Origin of the sequence: Simiduia sp. 21SJ11W-1 (genome assembly GCF_024138675.1) — a bacterium.
Lineage (GTDB): Bacteria > Pseudomonadota > Gammaproteobacteria > Pseudomonadales > Cellvibrionaceae > Simiduia.
On sequence record NZ_CP090959.1, the window covers coordinates 2,724,276 to 2,745,586 of the forward strand.

Consider the following 21,311-nt stretch of genomic DNA (forward strand, 5'->3'; position numbering starts at 1 on the left):
TGCATTATCCTGAATATCCATTCACCCGGTTTCAGGATTTACATACCATGCATGCTCAAGCCAGCGAACGCACACTGCCCCAACACACCGCCCAATTGGACGCAGACCTTGCGTTGCTTGCCGAGCTTATTGGCCAATTACAAATTCACCGGGGTGCAAGCCTGGCCGCCCTTGGCGGTGCCCAGGGCTTTCAGCAGCAGCTGCAAGAGCTGCAGCCACAAATAGATCAACTGCTTGCGCGTATGTCTTACGCAGCCACCAAAGCAGACCCGGCCCTTTGGCAACTTATTCAAAGTGAATGGCGCAACACCCGCAAGCATTGGCGCCAGGATAACGCCCTGAACAATTTTGAAATTCACAGCTTTTTAATTGAGCAATGCCACCGTTTGCTCTGGGGCCAGCTCACCCACACCACCGGTGGCAAGGGGCGCACCTGGGAGCTGCTGCGTGAACTGGCTGCCCACACTGAGTGCCTGGCGCAATTGCGGGGGCTCGTGAGCTACGCCATGGCAACGGGCGCGGAATCTGCGCAAGCAAACGATTTACAAGGGCGCATAGTGCAGCTTAATCGCCAAAGCCAGGCGGGTTTGATAGACACCCAGCAAGCACTGATTAAATACTCAAATCAACACGCTATTCACATGCCGCCACTGAAGGCCCGGGTGCAGTTAACGGGCCAGTTTCTACAAAGTATTCAAACCTACATTAACAGCCGCTGCACGCTGCCGGCTGAAAAGGTCTTTCACTTGGGCACGCTCGCAATTGAAGCCAACCAACGGGTGTGGCAAATACTGATGGAAGCACGCTAACGCAAATCAGGTGGCGAAATACACACTTTGAATAATCAAGGCCAGGGCCAACACCAAAGCCAGGCTGCGCCAGAACAACACCGGGTTTCGCTCAAGCAGCGGCTCTGCTTCAAAGCTTGCCACAAGCGCCCGATTGGGTTGGGTTAGGTCGTGCAGAAATTCCGAATAGGCCGCGTAGCGCCCGCGCGGATTGGGTGAGAGCGCCTTTTCAAGCGCCAGATCCAACCACAAAGGCACATCTTTGCGCACCTGACGCAACGGCTGGTAGCGCCACTGATCAAAATGTTTGGGCGGGTTATGCTGCATATTGGGTAACTTGAACGGCAACTGGCCGCAGAGCATTTCATAGGCTATAACCGCAAGTGAAAACAAATCCGAGCGATCGCTCCCCGGCTGGCCCAACAAATATTCGGGTGCAATGTAATCCACAGAGCCCACTGGCACATCTTCAATTAATGGCGAGGCAATTTCACCCAGCCCCGCCACATACACCGTGCCAAAATCGATAATCACCGGCCGCCCCTTGGGGGTAATAATGATGTTTTCAGGTTTTAAATCCCGGTGAATCATGCTTAGGCGCTGAAACGCCCGCAGGCTGGCAACCAGCTTTTCCATCCACTCGCGCACCTGGTTAAAGCTGGGTGCGGGGTTGTCAAATATCCACTGGCGCAGGGTGATCCCCTCAACCCATTCGCACACATGGTACAAAAACGGGCTCTTCTCAGGGCGCGGTAGAATTTTCATAACACCCGGGTGGTTAATACGCCGCCCCACCCACTGCTCACGGATAAACCCTTCAAGGTATTGGGCGTCGTCTTTGAAGTTTTCGGAAGGTGCCTTTAACGCATAGTACCGCTGGGTGTTAATGTCTTGCACTTTATACACGTGTGAGCGGGTGCCACTGTGCATCACAGAAAGCACTTCATAGTGATCCAGCTTTTGGCCCTCTTGCAGTACCGGCGGTATCACCAGTTGAGTGAGCTTTTTGTGCACCTCATCGAGCTCCGCCAATGGCAGCTCTTCTACTTTAACCAATAAACAGGTGAGGTTGTCGTCACTGCCGCGGGCTCTTGCCTGCTCACACAGCGCATGGGCTGCCTGTTCAAGATCATCGCCTGCGGCAAGAATAAGCGCGCTAATATCGGCATCGCCAAGCCAATCGTGCACGCCATCGGTGGTGAGAACAAATATGTCGCCAACGGCGGTTTCCTCTTGCACGTAATCCACTTCAAGGCGGCTATCCATGCCGAGTGCACGGGTAAGAAATTGTTTATTGCCCTGCTGGCGGTGGCAGTGATCTCGGGTGAGTGGCTGAATGCCGCCTTCACGCAATACCGCAATGCGGCTATCGCCTGCGTGAAAAATATGCGCGGTGTTGGATTTTATGAGCAAAGCACTGAAGGTGGTTACAAGGCCATTGTGGCGAGCACTGGCCTGCTGGCCGTGGTGATACAACCAGGAATTTAATGAAGATAACACCCGGTTAGCGGCAACTTTTACAGGCCAGGTATCGGGTGTGGAGAAATAGTCTTCAATGAACAAGGTTACACTGGTAGACGACGCCTGCTGCGCGTTATCGCTACAACTCACGCCATCGGCAATACAGGCCACCCCGCCTTTTAGTTGTGCCACCGAGCCCTTGGGCAAATGTGCGGCAAAGGCATCCTGATTCTCGGGTTTGGCACCTGCTGAGGTGCTGCCACCAAAGCGCAGCTTGAGGGTTTTCTGCCCGGTAATGGCCAGCTCACTCGGATGATCTTGCTCTGTCATAGTGGCACTCGCATAAAGAGAAATGCGCAATGGGTTTTAAAATATAAAACCGGCCACGCAAAAACGTGGCCGGTTGTGCGCTTAGCGTGAGGCTAACGCCCGCCTTTACGATACGGTAATTAACTCAACAGAGCCATCTTCGCGCACTTCGGCAATGTGGCCTGAGGGCTCTTCCATAAACAACAGGGTAACAAAGCCCAGCACGGCTGTGCCTGCAATAACAAAGAAGAAGCTTGAGTAATCTACAAAGCTCAACACGGTAAGGTACACCACTGCACCCACGTTACCGTAGGCGCCGGTCATGCCGGCAATTTGGCCTGTAAGGCGGCGCTTGATCAAGGGCACCACCGCAAACACCGCGCCCTCACCGGCCTGCACGAAGAAAGAACACGCCATGGCGGCAACTACCGCCAACACCAGCGGCCAACCGGAATCGACCATGCCCATTAAGGCATAACCCATAGCCAGGCCTGCGGTAAGAATAAGCAGCGTGGATTTACGGCCAAAGCGATCTGATAACCAGCCGCCACCGGGGCGCGACATCAAATTCATAAACGCGTATGCCGAGGCCACCATGCCAGCCATTACCGGCGTAAGCGCAAAGGTGTCTGCAAAAAACAGCGGCAACATAGAGATAACGGCAAGCTCGGAGCCAAAGGTGGCAAAATAAAGTACGTTTAATACGGCAACTTGCTTGAATTTATAGCGGTGCATTTCTGGCACCGGTTCGCGGAATACATTTTTATTCACCTTCCATACGTGGGTAAGTTCGTACAAGAACAACAGCACCAAGCCCACATAGCACAAGATAGATACGGTTTCCGACAGCATGCTGACACCCTTGGGTGAAAGCTTCCAGGTGAGCAACGCCAGCGCTGCGTACATGGGGATTTTCATAATTACCAGCAAAAAGAAATCGCCTTTGCTGGTAACTTCAATGGCGCCCAGGTTTTTCGGGCGGAAGTAGGTAGAACCTTTGGGCGTATCGCTCACACTGCGATAAAAAATGAAGGCAAACAGCAGGCTCATTAGCCCGGTTAAGCCAATGGCGTAGCGCCAGCCATCGTCGCCGCCAAACAATACCGCAATGGTGGGCAGGGTGAAGGCCGCAGCCGCCGAGCCGAAGTTGCCCCAACCGCCGTAAATGCCCTCTGCCGTGCCCAGCTCGTGCGCGGGAAACCACTCACTCACCAAGCGAATACCAATCACAAAGCCCGCGCCAATAAAGCCCAGCGCAAAACGGGCAATGGCCGCCTGAATGAAGCTATCGGCAAGTGCGAACATCAAGCAGGGAATGGCGCATACCGCCAGTAAACCTGAATACACCAAACGTGGCCCAAAGCGGTCGGTTAGCATGCCTATCAATACACGCGCGGGAATGGTCAGCGCTACGTTCAAAATCAGCAGGGTTTTGATTTCAGAGGGCGTGAGGCCCAGAGAGCTCGCCACCGCTTGCAACATGGGGGCAAAGTTAAACCACACCACAAATGTAATGAAAAAGGCCATCCAACTCAGGTGCAGAATTTTCATCTTGCCTGTGAAGGAGAACAAATTGAAAGGCTGTGCATTGCTCATATCAACGTCCCGTTTGAAGGTTTGAAATCTGATAACAGGGCATAGAGCAAAGGCCATGCCTAAATAAGTTGCGAAGATAAAAAAGTGTGAACCCCCCGTGTGAAGCGGGCTATATGTACACTTTGAATGCAGGGCGACCCGCATATGCTCATAAAAATCTGCAAAAACGCACAGGCATGGAGCAAAGCGCACCCACAAAGGGCAGCCCGCACTGCGAACCTGAGCGCTTGGGCAAACTCCAATAGCAAACGGGCAGTGAACAGCAAAGGCTTAAACGCCCCTAACGTGCCGCTGAAATTCGGGCACAAAAAAAGCGGGTTCAGGTTTAACCCCTCGCCCGCCCTAAGGTGCAAATCGGTAACGCTAAATTTCTGATAGGTTCAGTGGCAACAGCTAGGCTGCAACTTCCACCAGGCCATTGTTTTCGCGCACGCTGTATACCGGCACGGCAACCTCTTCTTCAAGGCAGGCGCCTGTGGCCAGCACAAAGTGTTGCTTATACAAGGGCGAGGCCACCACCAGCTGGTCGCCAATAGAACCCTGGATGCCGCGCGAGAGCACATTGGCCTTGCCGATAGGGTCGAAATTATCCAGCGCGTAGAGCGCCTTTTCTTTACGGGTGCGGAAAATCGCGACCTGTCGGCCACCTACCAGTGCACATACGCCGGTGCCTGGCACTACATCTTCGGAACGGCAGACTACCTGCCAGCCTTGTTCGCTTGAATTACTCATTGCTGTTCTCACACTCTGATTAATCGCTTTAACCCGCGCTTGCTTAGGCAGGCACCGGCTCCACAACCTCTATTGACGGAATACGCTCTGCTTCATTTGCCGGGCGAATTTGCTCGCGCTCCACAACATAGGCGAGATTATCGTCACGGGCATCGGTGTTAATGAAGTGGCTAAAACGCTTAAGCTTTTCTGGGCTTTCAATGGTGGTTTTCCACTCGCACTGGTAGTGCGCAATGTTATTGGCCATTTCACTTTCAAGCTCTGCACCCAGGCCCAGGCTATCTTCAATGATCACCTTCTTGAGGTAGTCCAGGCCGCCTTCCAGGTTTTCAAGCCATACCGAGGTGCGCTGCAGGCGATCTGCCGTGCGCACGTAGAACATCAAGAAGCGATCCACATACTTAATAAGGGTTTCTTTATCGAGATCTGTAGCAAAAAGGTCTGCATGGCGCGGGCGCATGCCGCCGTTACCACACACATAAAGGTTCCAGCCTTTTTCTGTGGCAATTACACCCACATCTTTTGATTGCGCCTCCGCACACTCACGGGTACAGCCCGATACCGCAAACTTCAGCTTGTGGGGTGAGCGCAAGCCTTTGTAGCGATCTTCAATTTCAATGGCAAGGCCTACGGAGTCATCTACCCCGTAGCGACACCAGGTAGAGCCCACGCAGGATTTCACCGTGCGCACAGATTTGCCGTAGGCATGGCCCGTTTCAAAACCGGCATCCACAAGCTTGCGCCAAATGATGGGCAGGTCGTTGAGCTGCGCGCCGAACAAATCCACCCGCTGGCCGCCAGTGATTTTGGTGTACAGGTTAAACTGCTTGGCCACCTCACCCAGTACGATGAGTTTCTCAGGTGTGATTTCACCACCGGCTACACGCGGCACCACTGAATAGGTGCCGTCTTTTTGCAGGTTGCCCAGGAATACATCGTTGGTGTCTTGCAGGCCGATGTGGGCATCTTCAAGAATGTAATCGTTCCAGAACGACGCCAATATAGAGCCCACAGCAGGCTTACAAATATCACAGCCATGGCCTTTGCCATGGCTTTCCAACAATTCATCGAAGGTACGAATTTTCTTGATCCGCACTATGTCTGCCAGCTGCTGGCGCGAGTAGGCGAAGTGTTCACAAATGTCGTTATTCACTTCAACGCCAAGCTTGGTGAGTTCGGCATCCATAACCTGCTTCACCAGCGCCGAGCAACCGCCACAGCCGGTAGAGGCCAAGGTGGTGGCTTTTATGTCGCCCATGGTTTGTGCGCCCTCTTGCACGGCGCAGCAAATAGCCCCTTTGGTTACATCAAAACACGAGCAAATTTGCGCGGTGTCTGGCAGGGAATCTACGCCCATTACTACACCGGCACCGTCTACAGAAGGTAAAATCAGCGCGTTCGGATCTGCAGGCAAATCCATTTCATTGACGCACAACTGCTGAAGTGTGCCATAGGCCTCGGCATCGCCAACCAACACCGCACCCAACAGGCGCGTGCCATCTGCGCTTACCACAATGCGCTTGTACACTTCGTCTACACCATTGCTGTAGGTGTAACTTTTACTGCCGGGTGTGTTGCCGTGGGCATCGCCCACCGAGGCTACATCTACACCCAAAAGCTTGAGCTTGGTGCTCATGTCTGCGCCGGTAAATGTTTCGTCTGCACCCTGAATGTGAGACAGCGCCACCTTCGCCATCTGATAACCCGGCGCCACCAAGCCATAGATACGGCCACTCCACAATGCACACTCACCAATGGCGTATACATCGGGATTAGAGGTTTGGCAGTTGTCGTTAATTTCAATGCCGCCGCGCTCACCGAGCGCCAGCCCGCACTTGCGCGCCAGCTCATCTTGCGGGCGAATACCGGCCGAAAACAAAATCATGTCGGTTTCAAGGTGGCTGCCATCGGCAAAATTCATGCGGTAGCGGCAAGTCTCACCGGCCACAATTTCAGTGGTGGCCTTTTGGGTGTGCACGCTCACACCTAGGGATTCAATTTTGCTACGCAGCAACTGGCCGCCGCCTTCATCCAGCTGCACCGCCATCAGGCGCGGGGCGAATTCCACCACGTGGGTTTCAAGGCCCGCCTGCTTGAGCGCGTTGGCAGCTTCCAGGCCCAATAAACCACCGCCTACTACCACGCCCACCTTGGATTGCGCAGCCGATGCAGTAATGGCCTCGAGATCTTCAATGGTGCGATACACCAGGCAGTGCGGCTGATCATTACCTGGAATGGGCGGCACGAATGGGAATGAGCCTGTTGCCAGCACCAGTTTATCGTAGGCTTCACGGCGGCCACTTTCGGTGATGACTTCTTTGTTGTCAAAATCCAGATCCACAACCTTATCGGAAAGTACGTAGTTAACGCCCTTTTCCTGATAATAGCCTTCGGTGGTCAGCGCCAGGTCTTCAGCTGTGGAGCCGGAAAAATATTTGGAAAGTTGCACGCGGTCGTAAGCCAGCCGCGGCTCTTCTGAAAATGTGACCACCTGATAATTACCCGCCTGTGCAGACGTGACCAAATTGTCGATGAATTTGTGGCCTACCATGCCGTTGCCGACCACCACGATACGTTGCTTACTCATTGGACTTCCTCAAATCAGGCTGACAGTTCTTTCCAGGGGGAAACAGAATTTGGTGTTACTGCAGCGGGCTCCGCTTGCGGCCACCACTGCAATTGGCTGCGTAGATCTACCACATCGCCCACAACGATTAGCGCAGGTGATTCAATGGCATGGCGCGCCACCAACTGTGGCATTTGGGCGAGTGATGCACTGAACACGCGCTGGGCGCGCGTACATCCGCGCTCAATAATGGCAGCCGGCGTGTTACTGGCAAGGCCCGCGCCCAGTAGTTCGCTGGCAATCATCTGGGCACTAGCCAACCCCATGTAAAACACCAGGGTATGGCCACTGGCTGCCAGTGCTCGCCAATTGGCATTGAGCGATTGCTCACCGTGAGCTGTAACAAAACTCACGCCCTGGGTAATGCCGCGGTGCGTTAAAGGGATGCCCGCATAGGCGGTGGCACCGGCACCACTGGTAATACCGGGCACAATTTCAACACTAATGCCGGCAGCCTTTAGCTCCAGCATTTCTTCACCACCGCGACCAAACACAAAGGGGTCGCCGCCTTTTAACCGGCATACACGCAAGCCAAGCTGTGCGGCATCCACTAACAAGGCATTTAAATCCTGCTGGGCAATGGCGTGGCGATCTTTTGCTTTACCCACATAGATGGCGGGCGTTTGGCGCGGAAACAACGCGCGAATATCTTCACTTACCAGACGGTCGTAAAAAATAACGTCGGCCGATTCAATAGCGCGCAAGGCTTTAATTGTTAACAAGTCGGCATCACCGGGGCCTGCCCCCACTAACGCAACCACACCGGGCAGCTCAGGCCTGCGCGGTTTAATGCCCGCAACAATTTGCACAGGCTTGCTTACCGCTACTGGCGCTGTGTTTGCAGTAAACACCTTGGCACCCAAGCCGTGAGAGAGTGTGTTACAGGATGATGTGTGCATAGCGCTTCCTCTAGCGAGCAGGGCTGGCTGCTGATTTACCAGAGCTAGAGCAAGGACAATGCCAAACTACAATTTTGCAAAGAAAAATAATTATCAGCCTAACAATCCGTATTTTTTTACCCGGCCTATATAGAAGCAGTAGCAAAAAACAGGGCCGCCACTACCCAAAACAGTGCCCGCGCACCAACATGGGTAGCAGAGGCTTTGCGCAAGTGCGCAATCTAGGTGCGCAACGCACCAACCTGGCACCACCAGAATTTTCATGGTGCACCATGGGTGAGCCTTGCGCCCCACAATGGCGCCTTTGCTTTTGCAAAATTGCACCGCAAACAGCCACATTTGGCGTAAACGCACACAATTCAACCAACCAAACACCGTGGCACGGCGCCGGCACAGGGTTTTGATGGGTGAAAAATAAAATTTTTATGGGCTTTTAAAGTTGGTTCGCTAATTGCAAATACACAGGCGTGAATCACTGTTTCGTGTGTGCCAAGCCACACACGCTTGAGACTTTGGAAACCTAGGACGCGCTATGATCTTCGGCCGCAAAAAACGCAAACCCATCAGCATTCCGGCGAAACCTGTAAAAGAGTGGAAGTACACCACCTGCAATTATTGCTCAACCGGCTGCTCCATTGAGCTGGGCCTTAACGATGAAGGCCGGGTGATTACCAGCCGCGGTCATGCCGGTGCCGATGTGAACCGCGGCAAGCTGTGCATCAAGGGCCTGCTGGAGCACGATCTGTTTCACTCGCCCGGGCGTGGCACCGAGCCGCTGATGCGCGAGAAGGCACACCAGCCCTTTGCGCCCGCCAGTTGGGATAGCGCCCTGGATAAAACCGCCAGCAAGATTAAGGAAATTCAAGACAAATACGGGCGCGACAGCTTTGCCATTGTGTCTACCGGCCAGCTGCTCACCGAAGAGTTTTATGCGCTGGGTAAACTTGTGCGGGGCCAGATTGGCACCAACAACTACGACGGCAACACCACCTTGTGCATGGCCTCGGCGGTTTCGGGCTACAAGCGCACCTTCGGTTCAGACGGCCCGCCCGGCTGCTATGAAGATTTCGAGCACACAGGCTGCCTGATGGCCTTCGGCTCCAATTTGCCCGAGCAGCACCCCATCATTTACTGGCGCTTGAAAGAAGCCCGTGAAAAGCGGCACTTCCCCATGATTGTGGTAGACCCGCGCGTCACCATGCTCGCGCAATTTGCCGATATTCACCTGCCGATTACGCCCGGCACCGACACAGTGCTCATCAACGCCATGATGCATGTCATCTTTAAAGAGGGCCTGGCCGATGAAGACTACATCGCCAAGCACACCCAAGGCATTGATGACTTAAAGCAACTGGTGTTGGAAAAATACGATCCGAAACACGCACAGCACATTTGCGGCATTGATGAAGATCGCATTCGCCATGTGGCCCGCGTGTACGCCAAGGCGAGCAGTGCCATGAGCATTTGGACCATGGGTATCAACCAATCTACCCACGGCTCTGATGGCGTGTGCAACATCAATAACCTGAACCTGATTACCGGCAACATCGGCAAGCCCGGTGGCACCAGCTTATCAATCACCGGCCAGTGCAATGCCATGGGCACGCGCGAATGGTCTTCGTGTTCGGGCCTGCCGGGCTATCGCTACCTGGAAAAGCCGAAAGACCGAAAGCACATTGCCGATTTCTGGGGCATTGATGAGTCATTTTTCCCGCCCGCGCGCGGGCTTGCCCAAACCGACATTTTCCCGGCCATTGAATCCGGCCAGATTAAAGGCCTATGGCTGGTTGCCACCAACCCCATGACCTCTATGCCCAACCAGCCACGCATTCGCAAAGCCATGGAAAAACTTGAGTTTCTGGTGGTGCAGGATGTGTATGAAGATGTGGAAACCAACAAATACTCACACGTGTACTTCCCTGCGGCTGTGTGGGCAGAGAAAGAAGGCTGCCACACCAATACCGAGCGCCGGGTAAACCTCACGCGCAATGTCTTGCCCGCCTACGCCAACTCCAAGCCGGATTTCTGGGTATTTAAAGAAATGTCCAAGCGATTCCAGGATCGCAACCCCATTGCGTTCCCCGAATCTGCCGAAGCCGCGTTCAATGAAATGCGCGAGCTTTCCAAAGGTACTGGCCGCACACTGGATATTTCAGGCATGACCTGGGATCGCATTGAAGCGGCGCGCGGTATCCAGTGGCCCTATAGCGAAGCCGACGCGCTGGCCGATGAAGAGCGGCTCGGCAAAGTTATTGCCATAGACACCAAAAACCGTGTGGATTACAAGGGCAATCAACGCCTGTACACAGATGGCGTGTTCCAAACCGAAAGCGGGCGCGCCAATCTGATTTGCGTAGACTTTGTGAACAACAACGAATGCCCGGACGACGACTACCCCTTCTGGTTGAACTCGGGCCGGGTTGTTGAGCACTTTCACACGCGCACACGCACCGGGAAAATCGGCAACTGTAACAAGTTCAGCCCAACCCCCTATATGGAAATGAACCCGGATGCCGCAACAGAACTTGGCATTGAACACGGCACCTACGTGCGCTTGGTGAGCCGCCGAGGCGATGCGGTGGTTATGGTGCAAACCACTCACCGTGTGGGGCGCAATATGGTGTTTATTCCTTTCCACTTTCACGATTGTGTAAACCGCTTGACGCTCGGCCTGCTGGACCCCTACTCACGTCAACCCGCGTTTAAACAAAACGCCGTGCGGGTAGAAAAAGTGGATCAGAAGGAAGCCGCGCAACTGAATTTGGAGCGCCGGAAGTTTTGATGCGCTTTAGTGTGGGCAGTGAAGGCAAATGGAGCTTTCGGCTACCGGGGGGCACGGCAGACGCAGCCCAGACACTTGCGGCACGCGTGAATACATCCTTGCAGCTCTGCATCGCCTTCCAGGGCGATGAAGGCCGCATGCGTCTGGACTACATCTACCTCTGTGCCGACGGGAATGTTGCGGTAGCAATGAGGATTGCAAAAGAGCAAAAAGCACTAAACAAGCATTGCGGTTTTAAAACGTTTTAGATTGATTACGCGAGACAGGTTAATGACAACGAACAACGAGTTACACAACCAGTTCGAGAAAATTCCAGGCCAGGATGCTGCTGGTGCCGGGCCTACAGGCGAAGAGCGCTCGGGCAGCCACGGCGCCATGATTTGGGAGATTCGTACCGAAGAGCAACCCTATGCGTTTTTATCTGACAAAGAAATAAAAGACACCAACCGCTACGGCCAGAAAATTGACCTCATTGATTTAACCGAACACAAGCTGCCCGTAGGCCGCTCGCTGTACATTAATGAAAACCCGGCCGTGGGCACCAACCCCAATCGCAACAAGCAGCACGGATTTTTCTTCACGGCCGACAACTGCATTGGTTGCCACGCCTGTGAAGCCGCCTGCAGCGAGAAAAATGAAAACCCCGCACACCTGGCGTTCCGCTCTGTGGGCTATGTGGAAGGCGGCAGCTACCCAGATTACAAGCGCATGAATATCTCCATGGCCTGCAATCACTGCGACAACCCCGTGTGCCTGAAGGGCTGCCCAACGCGCGCCTATACCAAACACGTAGAGTATGGCGCAGTACTACAAGACCCTGAAACCTGCTTTGGCTGTGGTTACTGCACTTGGGTATGCCCTTACAACGCGCCCCAGCTGGACCCTATTAAAGGCCAGGTTTCCAAGTGCAACATGTGTGTAGATCGCCTGGAGGTGGGCTTGAAGCCTGCGTGTGTGTCTGCCTGTGTGGGCAACGCGCTGGATTTTGGCGTTATTGAAAACGTACCGGAAAATCGCGAACAGGCGCTTACCGATATACCCGGTTTCCCAACGCCTGAAATTACCCACCCCAATGTGCGCTTCCAGCAGATTAACGAGCTGCCAGAGGAAATGAAGCGCACCGATTCCATGCCCCTTAAATACCACAAGGATGAGAACGGCCGCTACCGCCCGGCTGTTGATCAAAAGAAAGGGCGCGAAAAACACTGGAACCTTGGGCGCCTGTCTTCGCGAGAAAACCCTTTGGTTTTGTTTACGCTCTGCTCGCAAGCGGCCATTGGAGCCTTTGGCTTAAGCTTTTTGGGCGCAGAACTCGGGCTGCAGGAATTGGTGAATTTTAAACAATCAGCGCTCTATGCACCGCTGGCTATTCTGAGTTTTTTGCTGGTGGGCTTTGGCTTGTTTATGTCTACCATGCACCTTGGCAAACCGCACCGTTTCTACCGTGGTTTTAACAACCTGCGCCACTCGCCTGTGTGCCGCGAAGGCCTTGGCATTGCGTTGTTTATGGGCGGGCTTGGCATGCACATTTTATTCAGCCTGCCCAACAACAGTGTGTTCCAGGCCCTTTACAGCTGGGTAATAGGCGCAGACATCACCGCACTTATCGCCCCGGCCACCGCCGGGCGCTGGGCCACGGGCTTTGCGTATTTTGCCCTGCCTGCAAGCCTTGTGGGCCTTTACTACATGAACAAGTGCTACCGCATTGAAGCGCGCCCCTTCTGGAACCATTGGCAGGTGGGCACTGCATTTTTCGGCAACATGCTGTCACTCGGCGGGCTGGTGGCCGGGGCGGTAATGGTGCCTACGCTCGCGTTTTCGGGCCTGGGTTATGCCACAGCCTTGGCCGTGTGCGGCGGTGCGATGGGCGCAGGCCTTGTGATTGAAGGCATAGGCCACATTGCCCACAGCCGGGCCATGGGCCAAGCACACCACGAAGGCGGTGCCTCTCACTACATTCAAACCACCACCTTTGGCAAAAGCTTTTGGGCACGCAACGGCCTGTTGGCGGCGAACACTGTGCTGGTAGGCGCACTACTGACCGCCCTGCTGGTGTGGGATGCCAGTGGCCTTACGGCGCTGCTGGGCTGGGCGCTGGCGGGCTTACTGCTGGTTGTTACCTCGGTAGTTGGCCGGGCACTGTTTTATGTGCTGGTAGTGCCCACCACTATGCCGGGCGCCTTCTTCTGGAAAAACAAAGGCTTTGAAGAGCACGCCCGCGACATTGGCCTGGCGCACATGCCGCAGGTGGGCGTGGTACCCTTAAGCCACTAAGTTACTTACTTTCAATTGGCCGCGCACACTGTGTGCGGCCACCGGCAACAAGACCCCTATGGACCTCAATTCGCTGATTGGTAAAACCTGTGTTATTGGCCTTTCGTATTTCGATTTGGACGGGCGCCTGCTGAAGCAATCACAATGCTGTGGGCAGGTAATAAAAACCGATGCAGAACTCGGCATCACCTTGCGGCTGCAACACACCCAGGCCAGTGAGGCCGAATTTATTCTGCCCCCCAATCTAAACGCCTGGTACAAGGCACCGGCGGGCCACTATCGCAACGCTGAATTCGGCGTAGACATGGAAAACCCCGACTACCTGGTAACCTGGGATATTCACCGCACCCAGCAAGAGCACCGCGAAGGCCAGCACGAGTGGTGGGAGTGGGTGCCCAACACCCAGGCCCCGCAGGTGGGTAGCCAGGGCAGTTAGAGGCGCCGCACCTGCTGCTCACTGGCAGCGCTAATCCCCTATCATGTAAGCTTGCAGGCTAACGGAGCAGACAACCCCATGCTGATCGACCGCTTTAATCGCACCATAGACTACATTCGACTGTCGGTAACCGACCGGTGCGATTTCCGCTGCGTCTATTGCATGAGCGAAGACATGACCTTCATGCCCCGCGCCCAGGTATTAACCCTTGAGGAGCTTGCGGAAATCGGCACTGCTTTTGTGGAACTTGGAGTAAAGAAAATTCGTATCACCGGCGGCGAACCCCTGATCCGGCGCGATGTAATGCAGCTGTTTGAACAGCTGGGCCAGCTGCCACTGGATGAACTCACCCTCACCACCAACGGCTCGCAGCTTGTGCAGTACGCCTTGCCCCTGCAGGCTGCCGGTGTGCGGCGCATCAACATCAGCCTGGATACCTTAAACCCTGAAAAATTTACCGCCCTCACCCGCACAGGCCAGCTCGCACAAGTGCTGGCGGGCATTGAAGCCGCGCGCGAGGCAGGCTTTGAGCGCATCAAGCTCAATGCGGTAATTTTGAAAAACCGCAATGCCGATGAAGTGCCCGCGCTCACGCAGTTTGCATTAGATAAAGGCCTGGACATCAGCTTCATTGAAGAGATGCCACTGGGCGCCATTACCGAACACAGCCGCGCACTGGAATTTTGTTCCAGCGCCGAGTTGCGCGGCATACTGCAACAACACTTCGCCCTCACTCCCCTTGAAGACGAAAGCGCCGGCCCTTCGCGCTACTGGGCGGCCACGGGCGCCGATGGCAAACCCGGCACCAGCCGCATAGGATTTATTTCGCCCCACTCCGAAAACTTCTGCGCCAGCTGCAACCGCGTACGCGTGAGTGCCGAGGGCAAGTTGTTACTCTGTTTAGGTAACGATCACGCAGCCGACCTCAAACACCTGGTGCGGGCCTACCCCAATGATCGCGAGCGGTTAAAAGCCGCTATTGTTGCGGCCATGGATTTAAAGCCCGAAAAACACCATTTTAACCTGCACGATGAACCGCAAATTGTGCGCTTTATGAATGCCACCGGCGGTTAGCGCCCAACGCCCGCTGCTGTGGGTGCTGGCGGCCACCGCATCCTTTTGTTGCGTGGCGCTGGCCACGCGCGCCATAGGCAATAATCTGGCTACCACCCAGGTGTTATTTTTCCGCGCACTGATTGGCGCCTTGGTACTTGCGCCCATTGTCTGGCGATTGCGCCCGCGCCTGCACAAAGCATTATTCACCTTGCACCTGGCCCGCAACAGCCTGCACCTGCTGGGCCAATACGGCTGGTTTTTCGGATTAATCTGGCTGCCCTTAGCCGATGTCACGGCCATCGAATTTTCAACACCGCTGTGGGTTGCCCTCTTGGGTTGGGCGTGCCTCGGCGAGCGGCCGAGCCGGCCCACGCTGCTTGCCATCGCGCTGGGGCTGGCAGGTGTGCTGACCATCAGCATGGAAAGCCTAAACCAATACAGCAGTGCCAGCCTGTGGCTGCTCGCCTCGGCCCTTGGCTATGCCGGTGCACACCTGTGTACGCGCAGCCTTGCCACCGCCGGCCACTCGGCACTGGCCATTTTGGTGTGGATGTACCTGTTACAAACGCCCGTCACGCTAGCGCTGTGCCTCAACCATTGGCAGTGGCCAGCCGCTGGCCTTTGGCTGTACCTGCTGCCCATTGGCCTGTGCGCCTTGTCTGCCCACTATTGCCTAACCCGAGCACTGGCTCTGGCCGACACCGCCAAGGTGATTGCCTTCGACTACCTGCGCCTGCCTATTCTGGGCGGCGTTGGCCTGCTCGCGTTTAACGAACCGCTCACCGGCGCGCTGCTAGCCGGCAGCTGCTGTATACTCGCCGGCTGCTGGATAAACATGCGAGGGGCAACACCGGCGGCCCCGTTATTGCGGAAGCCCGAACAACGTGCCCTTTAAGCTTGCCCCCAAACGCCTGCGACAACTGTTTCTCACCGCAAGCCTTACGCTTACCATCTGGTATTTACTGCTGCTGTGGGATCTTGCCCGTGGCGAAACGCTGGGCATGCTGCAGCCCTACCTGGCCGATTTACTCACCATTGCCGACGGCGCGCTGGTGGTGATTGCAGGCCTTGTGCCATTGATTTTATTTTGGGGCTGGGCCAGCAAGGTGTTTGCAAACCTCGCGCTCAAACAGTTGGCGGTAGATCTCAAACGCCGGCGTATTGAGCCCGGCCAATCGGGCGAACACAAGTGCGAAAAACAGCAATAAAAAAAGGGCAGCAGGCTGCCCCGAGAGGGAGGAATACAGGCAGCACCTGTATCAACAAAACCGAAGAGTTACCTACAGCAAGAGCGACTGCTGCGGCGATGCTATAGCATTTACGCCCCGACACCACTGAAACTGGTACCTCACCCGCACCGATGCTATACACGCAGCCAAACCGATACCATGCGACCTTGGTATGGTGCATTTTCCGTACACGGCAAACCTATACTCAAAACCACATCTTTACAGCGCACACATTTCCAGCGCGCACCTTGTAAATAGGGTTGCACGCCCTCAGATAAAGGGCCTTAATAGCGGGCCAATTGCCTGAATTTATTGCGGCTGTGGCTGCGCTAAGTGCAGTAGGCCATACACGCAGCTGCTCCCACTTCACAACCATCAAGGACGCACCATGGAAATTGCCATTGCCATCATTTTACTGGCCCTGATTCAATACATGATTTTCTCGGGCCGGGTGGGTTGGGCCAGAGCCAAGTACGGCGTGGCGGCCCCTAAAACCGTAGGCCATGAAATATTCGAGCGCATCTACCGCGTGCAGGTAAATACCTTAGAGCAGCTGATGATTTTTATTCCCGCAACCCTGGCCTTCAGCATTTACGTGCACAGCTTCTGGGTGTGGGTACCGGGCGTGGCGTTCTTGTTGGGCCGTATTCTGTTTGCGCGCTTTTACGAGCGGGCGCCAGAAAAACGCGCGGTGGGTTTTGCCATGGGGTTTCTCGCCAATGTGGTGATGGTACTCTGGAGCCTTACCGCCATTTCTATTAGCCTGCTCAGCGCTTAAAGACACAATAAACACATCGCCAAGGCACAGGCTTGCCTGTATGCTGGCCTTTCCCGGTACACCTGACGCCTGTGCCTCTCGGTGCAATTGCGCCCTACTCCTCGGTGTACCATGGCAAGCCCCCTGTACCGCTACCAAACCCTAACGATTGGCAAGCTGCATGTGCACATGCGCACGCTGCTTGATAACCAGCAGTTTTCAGATGATCAGGGCGCGGCCGAAGCGCTGGGTATCAGCTCTGCCAGCTGGCCCCTGTTCGGCACCCTGTGGCCCTCGGGCCAGGTGCTCGCCCAGCTGATGCAAAACCAAGACATTACCAACAAACGCATTCTTGAAGTGGGCTGCGGCATGGCACTTTCAAGCCACGTACTTAACGCCCGCCACGCAGACATCACCGCCACCGATTACCATCCGGCAGCGGAAGAGTTCTTGCTTGAAAATACCCGCATCAATGCCGGCAAACCCATCCCCTTTACGCGCACAGGCTGGGGCGACCCGGTCAGTAATTTGGGATTTTTCGATTTGATTATTGGCAGCGATTTGCTCTATGAAGCCGAGCATGTGCCGTTGCTCGCAGGTTTTATAAATCAGCACGCCAAACCCGAGTGCGATGTGGTGATTATTGATCCGGGCCGCGGCAATCACGCCAAATTCAGCAAGCGCATGGTGGCACTGGGCTTTAGCCACAGCCAATACGCGCCAGACACCCAAACCTATTTAAGCGCGCCTTTTAAAGGTCGTGTGCTGCAATACCACCGCAGCGGCAAGCCCAGCTGATTGAAGGCAAAAAAAAGCCCCACCAGGTGGGGCCAAGCCTTAGAGAGCGCTGAATTTTTTACACCCACCAAAACGTAATGAAAACTTAAAAAACTTTGATTCGCAGGGACAATTCTCTCCGCTTTAAGCAAAACAGCTAAATACAACACATCAATGGCGCACCGGCTTATTGCACAGGCAGCCAGGCTTACGGCTTAGAAAAAGCATCAGCGCAACGCCGCAATTAAAGCCCGCAATTACTCATGCACTTTTGCCAACAGCCACCGCGCCCAGCAGCTGGCCTGGGTGAAACCGCAACCACGGCAACCAGCGGCCCAGGCGCGCAAATAGGCCGTGCTGCTCAATAAAGCGCGCGTAGGCCACGTAAACCGGATCTTTTGCCAGGTGGCGCTCTTCAGTACGCGCACGTAAAAAGTAAATGCCGTTCAGCAGTAAAAGCATGGCGCATTGGCGCAGGGTTTGCTCAAGGCTTGCAGACACCATGAACGGCATCGAGATCATCCACCAGGATAAATTTTTACTCACATAAGCCGGGTGCTTGGTAAAGCGAAACGGGCCGTTGGTGAGAATGCCCCGGTGCGTTAAATTCGAAAAGCGCAAGCCAAAGGCAAGGCTTGCCCACACATACACGCAAAGTAGCGCCAGAATGCCAAGCCCCCACAAGAGGTAGGCGAGATCCATACCCCAAAACCAATAGCCCCAGCTGGGCCCTTGGTCGTAGTAGATGTAAGTGCCGGAAAACAAACTCCAAAAAGGCTGGTAGCACATCAACGCCACGGCCCAACCCAGAAAACTGGGCTCGGTTGAGCGGATGTGGGTATCCAGAATGCGCAGCGTGCACACATAGCCCACTGCCACTATCAGTAAATCGATGAAATATAAAAAATTAAACGCAACATCAAAAAAACGCTGAAAGCTTGAAAAAATATCGCTCCAATCAGTGTTGTAAATGGCTTGCAAATTATTGCCCATGTACACAAACATCAGGGGCAGGAAAAACAGTTTTACCACCCAGCCCAACAACAGCTGGCCGATTTTATCGGTACAGGTTTGACGCCCCAACAGCCAACGGCCCAATTGCCAGTAGCCGTCTTTCGGGTTCACCATTTTGCTATCAACCCAGTAGAAATACCCAATTGCCAACACTAGCCAATAGGGCAACGCCGCCCACACCAGCGAGAAATAGCCATCGTAAAAACTGCCGTGGTACTCAGGCAGTACCCAGTACACCAAGGCAACGGCGGCAACAACGCCATAAAAACCCACAAGTTTTACAATGCAACGCCCCCAATGGGGTTGGCTTTTTTGCCATTGCAAACCGGTGCTTTCATTGCGGTGGGTTTTCAAAAACAGCACTTCGGCCACAGCGATTGGCAACGCAAAGGCAAGCCCTACCAACACCACACCCAAGGTACGCAATTCATCGCCCCAAGGCTCAGACACAAGCCACGCCACCACCACTAACGCCGAGGCCAAGCCAGAAAGATTAATGAGCATATGCGTAGGCGCAGGCGGCGGGCTTTTGTGAACGCTTTCAACGGTATTTGCCATATAAACCTCCACCAATAATCACAAGAAAGTCGCGCCCGCGGGCGCGACTGTTACTGAGCCTGTGTTACTCGTTGGATTTAATGGCTTCGATCAGCTCGCCGTTGGTTGTGTCGCCACTGAGCTCCCAGAAGAATGCACCACCCAAACCTTGGCTGCGGATGTACTGCATCTTGCCGGCAATGGTGCTTGGGGTATCGTAGCTCCACCACTTGTCGCCACAGTGGGCGTAGGCGGTGCCCGCAATGGTGCCGTTAGCAGGGCAAGTATTTTTCAATACTTTGTAATCTTCAATACCGGCCTCATAGGTACCCGGTGCGGCACCCGTCGCCGAGCCACCCGGTGCCGACTGGGTTACACCCGTCCAGCCACGGCCGTAGAAGCCAATGCCCAGCAAAATTTTATCGCTGGGAACGCCCTTGCTCTTTAACACTTGAATGCCGTTATCTGAGCTGAAGCCCTGAATTGGCATGCCTGGGTAGTCGTAGAGTGCAGAGTGCGGTGCGGTTGGGCCGGTTTTATCCCAGGCGCCGAAGAAGTCGTAGGTCATCAGCATGTAGAAATCCACATACTGGGCTGCGCCTCCGTAGTTGGCTGCATTGAGTTTGGCCTCACCGGCACCAATGGCCGAAGTTACCAGTTTGTCTGGCCCGAAACGGGTGCGCAGTGCGCGCATCAAATCGGTGTAGCCATCAAAACCGCTGTTATCGCAGGTTAAACCACACTCGTTGGGGTATTCCCAGTCGATGTCGATGCCGTCAAACACACCGGCCCAGCGGGGGTCGAACACCAGGTCGTAACAGGAGTTGGCGAAGGCATCGGCATTGGCTGCCGCCTCACCAAAACCGCCAGACCAAGTCCAACCGCCGAACGACCAGATCACCTTGATGTGCGGGTACATTTCTTTCAGACGCTTGAGCTGACCGAAAGAGCCGCGCAGCGCGCCGGTATCCCAGGTGTCTGCCACGCCATCCACGCTTTCAGCGGCGCTGTAGAAGCGGTCGTAATCGGCGTAGGAATCGCCAATTACACACTGGCCGTTCTTCACGTTACCGAAGGCGTACAAAATGTGCGAAAGCTTTTCAGCCGAACCGCTGGTGTGAATATTTTTCACGTGGTAGTTGCGCCCGTACACACCCCACTGCGCAAAGTAGCCAATCACTTTGCCGCCACCAGAGGAACTGCCGCCAGAGCTTGAGCTGCTGGATGAGGTTGAGCCACTGGAAGATGAGCTGGTGCCGCTGGAGGACGACGTAGTGCCGCTTGATGAGCTGGTGCCACTGGAAGAACCCGAAGACGTGCTGCCGCCAGAGCTGCTGGAAGAACCGCTGCAATCGCCGTTGTTTTGCCAAGGGCCATACTCACCGCCTTCGGCGGGGTTATCGCCTTGGGTCCACCATTTGGCGCTGTAGCCATTGCCCAGGTATTGCACCTGATCGCCGCCGTTATACACCGCGGTGGCATTCCAGATGGGCAGGCTGGTATCGCAGCTGCCACCGGAGGATGAACCGCCCGATGAACCGGAAGAACTGGTAGAGCCACCAGACGAGGTAGAACCACCGGACGAGGTAGAACCGCCAGAAGAGGTAGAGCTGCCGGAGGAGGTAGAGCCGCCAGAAGAGCTTGAACTGCTGGAGCTGGAAGTGCCATCGTCGCAGGCACCCAGACCGTCCCAGGCTTCAGTCCAGGCCCAGCCCTGGCCGGGCGCGTAGGGCCCGCCGGTGGAGCACCAACCGCCCACTTTGCAGCTGTAGGCTTGGCTTGCATTTTGTACCAGGTCGCCGTTGCCATAACTGGCACCGTCTACGTAGGCGTTGAGCGTGGAGCAATCGTACGCTTGGCTTTGGGACGCAAAGGCCCCCAGCAGCAAGAGCGCGGATAATTTCATTTTCATGGCTGAATCCATTGAGACTGTTATTTTTTGATGACAGCCGGGAGGCTCGCTTAAACCTCACATCAGGAACCGCTGTACCTCAAAACGCGATGCCTGCGGCTATCGCCCGCAGTACTTCATGTTCTC

The 21,311-nt window shown here is 54.9% G+C and carries 17 protein-coding genes; 10 read left to right on the forward strand and 7 right to left on the reverse strand.

Features of this window, described 5'->3' with window-relative positions; translation table 11 throughout:
• Positions 1-47 precede the first annotated feature (47 nt).
• Positions 48-809 carry a hypothetical protein gene (locus L1F30_RS11970; protein ID WP_253356364.1) on the forward strand — a complete coding sequence of 254 codons (762 nt, stop codon included), beginning with the start codon at positions 48-50 and terminating at the stop codon, positions 807-809.
• 6 nt (positions 810-815) lie between these two features.
• Here the strand turns inward: L1F30_RS11970 and L1F30_RS11975 are convergent, their stop codons facing one another.
• The 5 genes from L1F30_RS11975 to cobA form a co-directional block, all read right to left on the reverse strand.
• Positions 816-2,579 (reverse strand): bifunctional protein-serine/threonine kinase/phosphatase, encoded by a 1,764-nt coding sequence (locus tag L1F30_RS11975; RefSeq protein WP_253356366.1) that lies wholly within the window; start codon positions 2,577-2,579, stop codon positions 816-818.
• 105 nt (positions 2,580-2,684) lie between these two features.
• Positions 2,685-4,154, reverse strand: a complete 1,470-nt coding sequence (locus L1F30_RS11980; protein WP_253356368.1) for a NarK family nitrate/nitrite MFS transporter — start codon at positions 4,152-4,154, stop codon at positions 2,685-2,687.
• A 393-nt stretch (positions 4,155-4,547) separates the two neighbouring features.
• Entirely contained in the window at positions 4,548-4,886 is a 339-nt protein-coding gene (gene nirD, locus L1F30_RS11985) for a nitrite reductase small subunit NirD (RefSeq protein WP_253356370.1), read from the reverse strand.
• Between the two features lie 43 nt (positions 4,887-4,929).
• The gene (gene nirB / locus L1F30_RS11990) at positions 4,930-7,473 is read right to left on the reverse strand and encodes a nitrite reductase large subunit NirB (RefSeq protein ID WP_253356372.1); all 2,544 of its coding nucleotides are present in this window, start codon (positions 7,471-7,473) and stop codon (positions 4,930-4,932) included.
• Between the two features lie 14 nt (positions 7,474-7,487).
• Positions 7,488-8,411: a uroporphyrinogen-III C-methyltransferase gene (gene cobA, locus L1F30_RS11995; protein WP_253356374.1), complete on the reverse strand. Its 924-nt coding sequence runs from the start codon at positions 8,409-8,411 to the stop codon at positions 7,488-7,490.
• 532 nt (positions 8,412-8,943) lie between these two features.
• Between cobA and L1F30_RS12000 the strand changes: the two genes are divergently transcribed.
• The 9 genes from L1F30_RS12000 to L1F30_RS12040 all read left to right on the forward strand — a co-directional run bounded on the left by L1F30_RS12000 (position 8,944) and on the right by L1F30_RS12040 (position 17,743).
• The gene (locus L1F30_RS12000; protein WP_253356375.1) at positions 8,944-11,193 is read left to right on the forward strand and encodes a molybdopterin oxidoreductase family protein; all 2,250 of its coding nucleotides are present in this window, start codon (positions 8,944-8,946) and stop codon (positions 11,191-11,193) included.
• A complete protein-coding gene (locus L1F30_RS12005) occupies positions 11,193-11,441 on the forward strand; it encodes a hypothetical protein (protein WP_253356376.1) in 249 nt (82 codons plus the stop codon). Before L1F30_RS12000 ends, L1F30_RS12005 begins: the two co-directional genes overlap by 1 nt.
• Before the next feature lie 22 nt (positions 11,442-11,463).
• A complete protein-coding gene (locus L1F30_RS12010; protein WP_253356377.1) occupies positions 11,464-13,467 on the forward strand; it encodes a DmsC/YnfH family molybdoenzyme membrane anchor subunit in 2,004 nt (667 codons plus the stop codon).
• Positions 13,468-13,525: 58 nt separating this feature from the next.
• Entirely contained in the window at positions 13,526-13,903 is a 378-nt protein-coding gene (locus tag L1F30_RS12015; protein WP_253356378.1) for a hypothetical protein, read from the forward strand.
• Positions 13,904-13,981: 78 nt separating this feature from the next.
• The gene (gene moaA, locus L1F30_RS12020; protein WP_253356379.1) at positions 13,982-14,977 is read left to right on the forward strand and encodes a GTP 3',8-cyclase MoaA; all 996 of its coding nucleotides are present in this window, start codon (positions 13,982-13,984) and stop codon (positions 14,975-14,977) included.
• A complete protein-coding gene (locus L1F30_RS12025) occupies positions 14,961-15,854 on the forward strand; it encodes a DMT family transporter (protein ID WP_253356380.1) in 894 nt (297 codons plus the stop codon). The genes moaA and L1F30_RS12025 overlap by 17 nt, the downstream gene beginning before the upstream one ends.
• Entirely contained in the window at positions 15,844-16,167 is a 324-nt protein-coding gene (locus L1F30_RS12030; protein WP_253356381.1) for a hypothetical protein, read from the forward strand. Before L1F30_RS12025 ends, L1F30_RS12030 begins: the two co-directional genes overlap by 11 nt.
• 409 nt (positions 16,168-16,576) lie before the next feature.
• Entirely contained in the window at positions 16,577-16,966 is a 390-nt protein-coding gene (locus L1F30_RS12035; protein ID WP_253356382.1) for an MAPEG family protein, read from the forward strand.
• A gap of 111 nt (positions 16,967-17,077) precedes the next feature.
• Complete coding sequence (locus L1F30_RS12040) at positions 17,078-17,743, forward strand: methyltransferase (protein ID WP_253356383.1); 666 nt, start codon at positions 17,078-17,080, stop codon at positions 17,741-17,743.
• 240 nt (positions 17,744-17,983) lie between these two features.
• Here L1F30_RS12040 and L1F30_RS12045 read toward each other — a convergent pair whose 3' ends face one another.
• Both L1F30_RS12045 and L1F30_RS12050 read right to left on the reverse strand, forming a co-directional pair.
• The gene (locus L1F30_RS12045) at positions 17,984-19,294 is read right to left on the reverse strand and encodes an isoprenylcysteine carboxylmethyltransferase family protein (protein WP_253356384.1); all 1,311 of its coding nucleotides are present in this window, start codon (positions 19,292-19,294) and stop codon (positions 17,984-17,986) included.
• A gap of 64 nt (positions 19,295-19,358) precedes the next feature.
• On the reverse strand, positions 19,359-21,179 hold the full coding sequence (locus L1F30_RS12050) for a glycosyl hydrolase family 18 protein (protein ID WP_253361825.1): 1,821 nt from the start codon (positions 21,177-21,179) through the stop codon (positions 19,359-19,361).
• Between the last annotated feature and the right edge of the window lie 132 nt (positions 21,180-21,311).

Excerpts from the sequence above, each read along its gene's own strand:
- cobA (WP_253356374.1), bottom strand. The coding sequence starts at position 8,411 with ATGCACACATCATCCTGTAACACACTCTCTCACGGCTTGGGTGCCAAG.
- L1F30_RS12050 (WP_253361825.1), bottom strand. The coding sequence starts at position 21,179 with ATGAAATTATCCGCGCTCTTGCTGCTGGGGGCCTTTGCGTCCCAAAGC.
- L1F30_RS12000 (WP_253356375.1), top strand. The coding sequence starts at position 8,944 with ATGATCTTCGGCCGCAAAAAACGCAAACCCATCAGCATTCCGGCGAAA.
- L1F30_RS11975 (WP_253356366.1), bottom strand. The coding sequence starts at position 2,579 with ATGACAGAGCAAGATCATCCGAGTGAGCTGGCCATTACCGGGCAGAAA.
- moaA (WP_253356379.1), top strand. The coding sequence starts at position 13,982 with ATGCTGATCGACCGCTTTAATCGCACCATAGACTACATTCGACTGTCG.
- L1F30_RS12045 (WP_253356384.1), bottom strand. The coding sequence starts at position 19,294 with ATGGCAAATACCGTTGAAAGCGTTCACAAAAGCCCGCCGCCTGCGCCT.
- L1F30_RS11970 (WP_253356364.1), top strand. The coding sequence starts at position 48 with ATGCATGCTCAAGCCAGCGAACGCACACTGCCCCAACACACCGCCCAA.
- L1F30_RS12005 (WP_253356376.1), top strand. The coding sequence starts at position 11,193 with ATGCGCTTTAGTGTGGGCAGTGAAGGCAAATGGAGCTTTCGGCTACCG.
- nirD (WP_253356370.1), bottom strand. The coding sequence starts at position 4,886 with ATGAGTAATTCAAGCGAACAAGGCTGGCAGGTAGTCTGCCGTTCCGAA.
- L1F30_RS12035 (WP_253356382.1), top strand. The coding sequence starts at position 16,577 with ATGGAAATTGCCATTGCCATCATTTTACTGGCCCTGATTCAATACATG.
- L1F30_RS12010 (WP_253356377.1), top strand. The coding sequence starts at position 11,464 with ATGACAACGAACAACGAGTTACACAACCAGTTCGAGAAAATTCCAGGC.
- L1F30_RS11980 (WP_253356368.1), bottom strand. The coding sequence starts at position 4,154 with ATGAGCAATGCACAGCCTTTCAATTTGTTCTCCTTCACAGGCAAGATG.
- L1F30_RS12025 (WP_253356380.1), top strand. The coding sequence starts at position 14,961 with ATGCCACCGGCGGTTAGCGCCCAACGCCCGCTGCTGTGGGTGCTGGCG.
- L1F30_RS12015 (WP_253356378.1), top strand. The coding sequence starts at position 13,526 with ATGGACCTCAATTCGCTGATTGGTAAAACCTGTGTTATTGGCCTTTCG.
- L1F30_RS12040 (WP_253356383.1), top strand. The coding sequence starts at position 17,078 with ATGGCAAGCCCCCTGTACCGCTACCAAACCCTAACGATTGGCAAGCTG.
- nirB (WP_253356372.1), bottom strand. The coding sequence starts at position 7,473 with ATGAGTAAGCAACGTATCGTGGTGGTCGGCAACGGCATGGTAGGCCAC.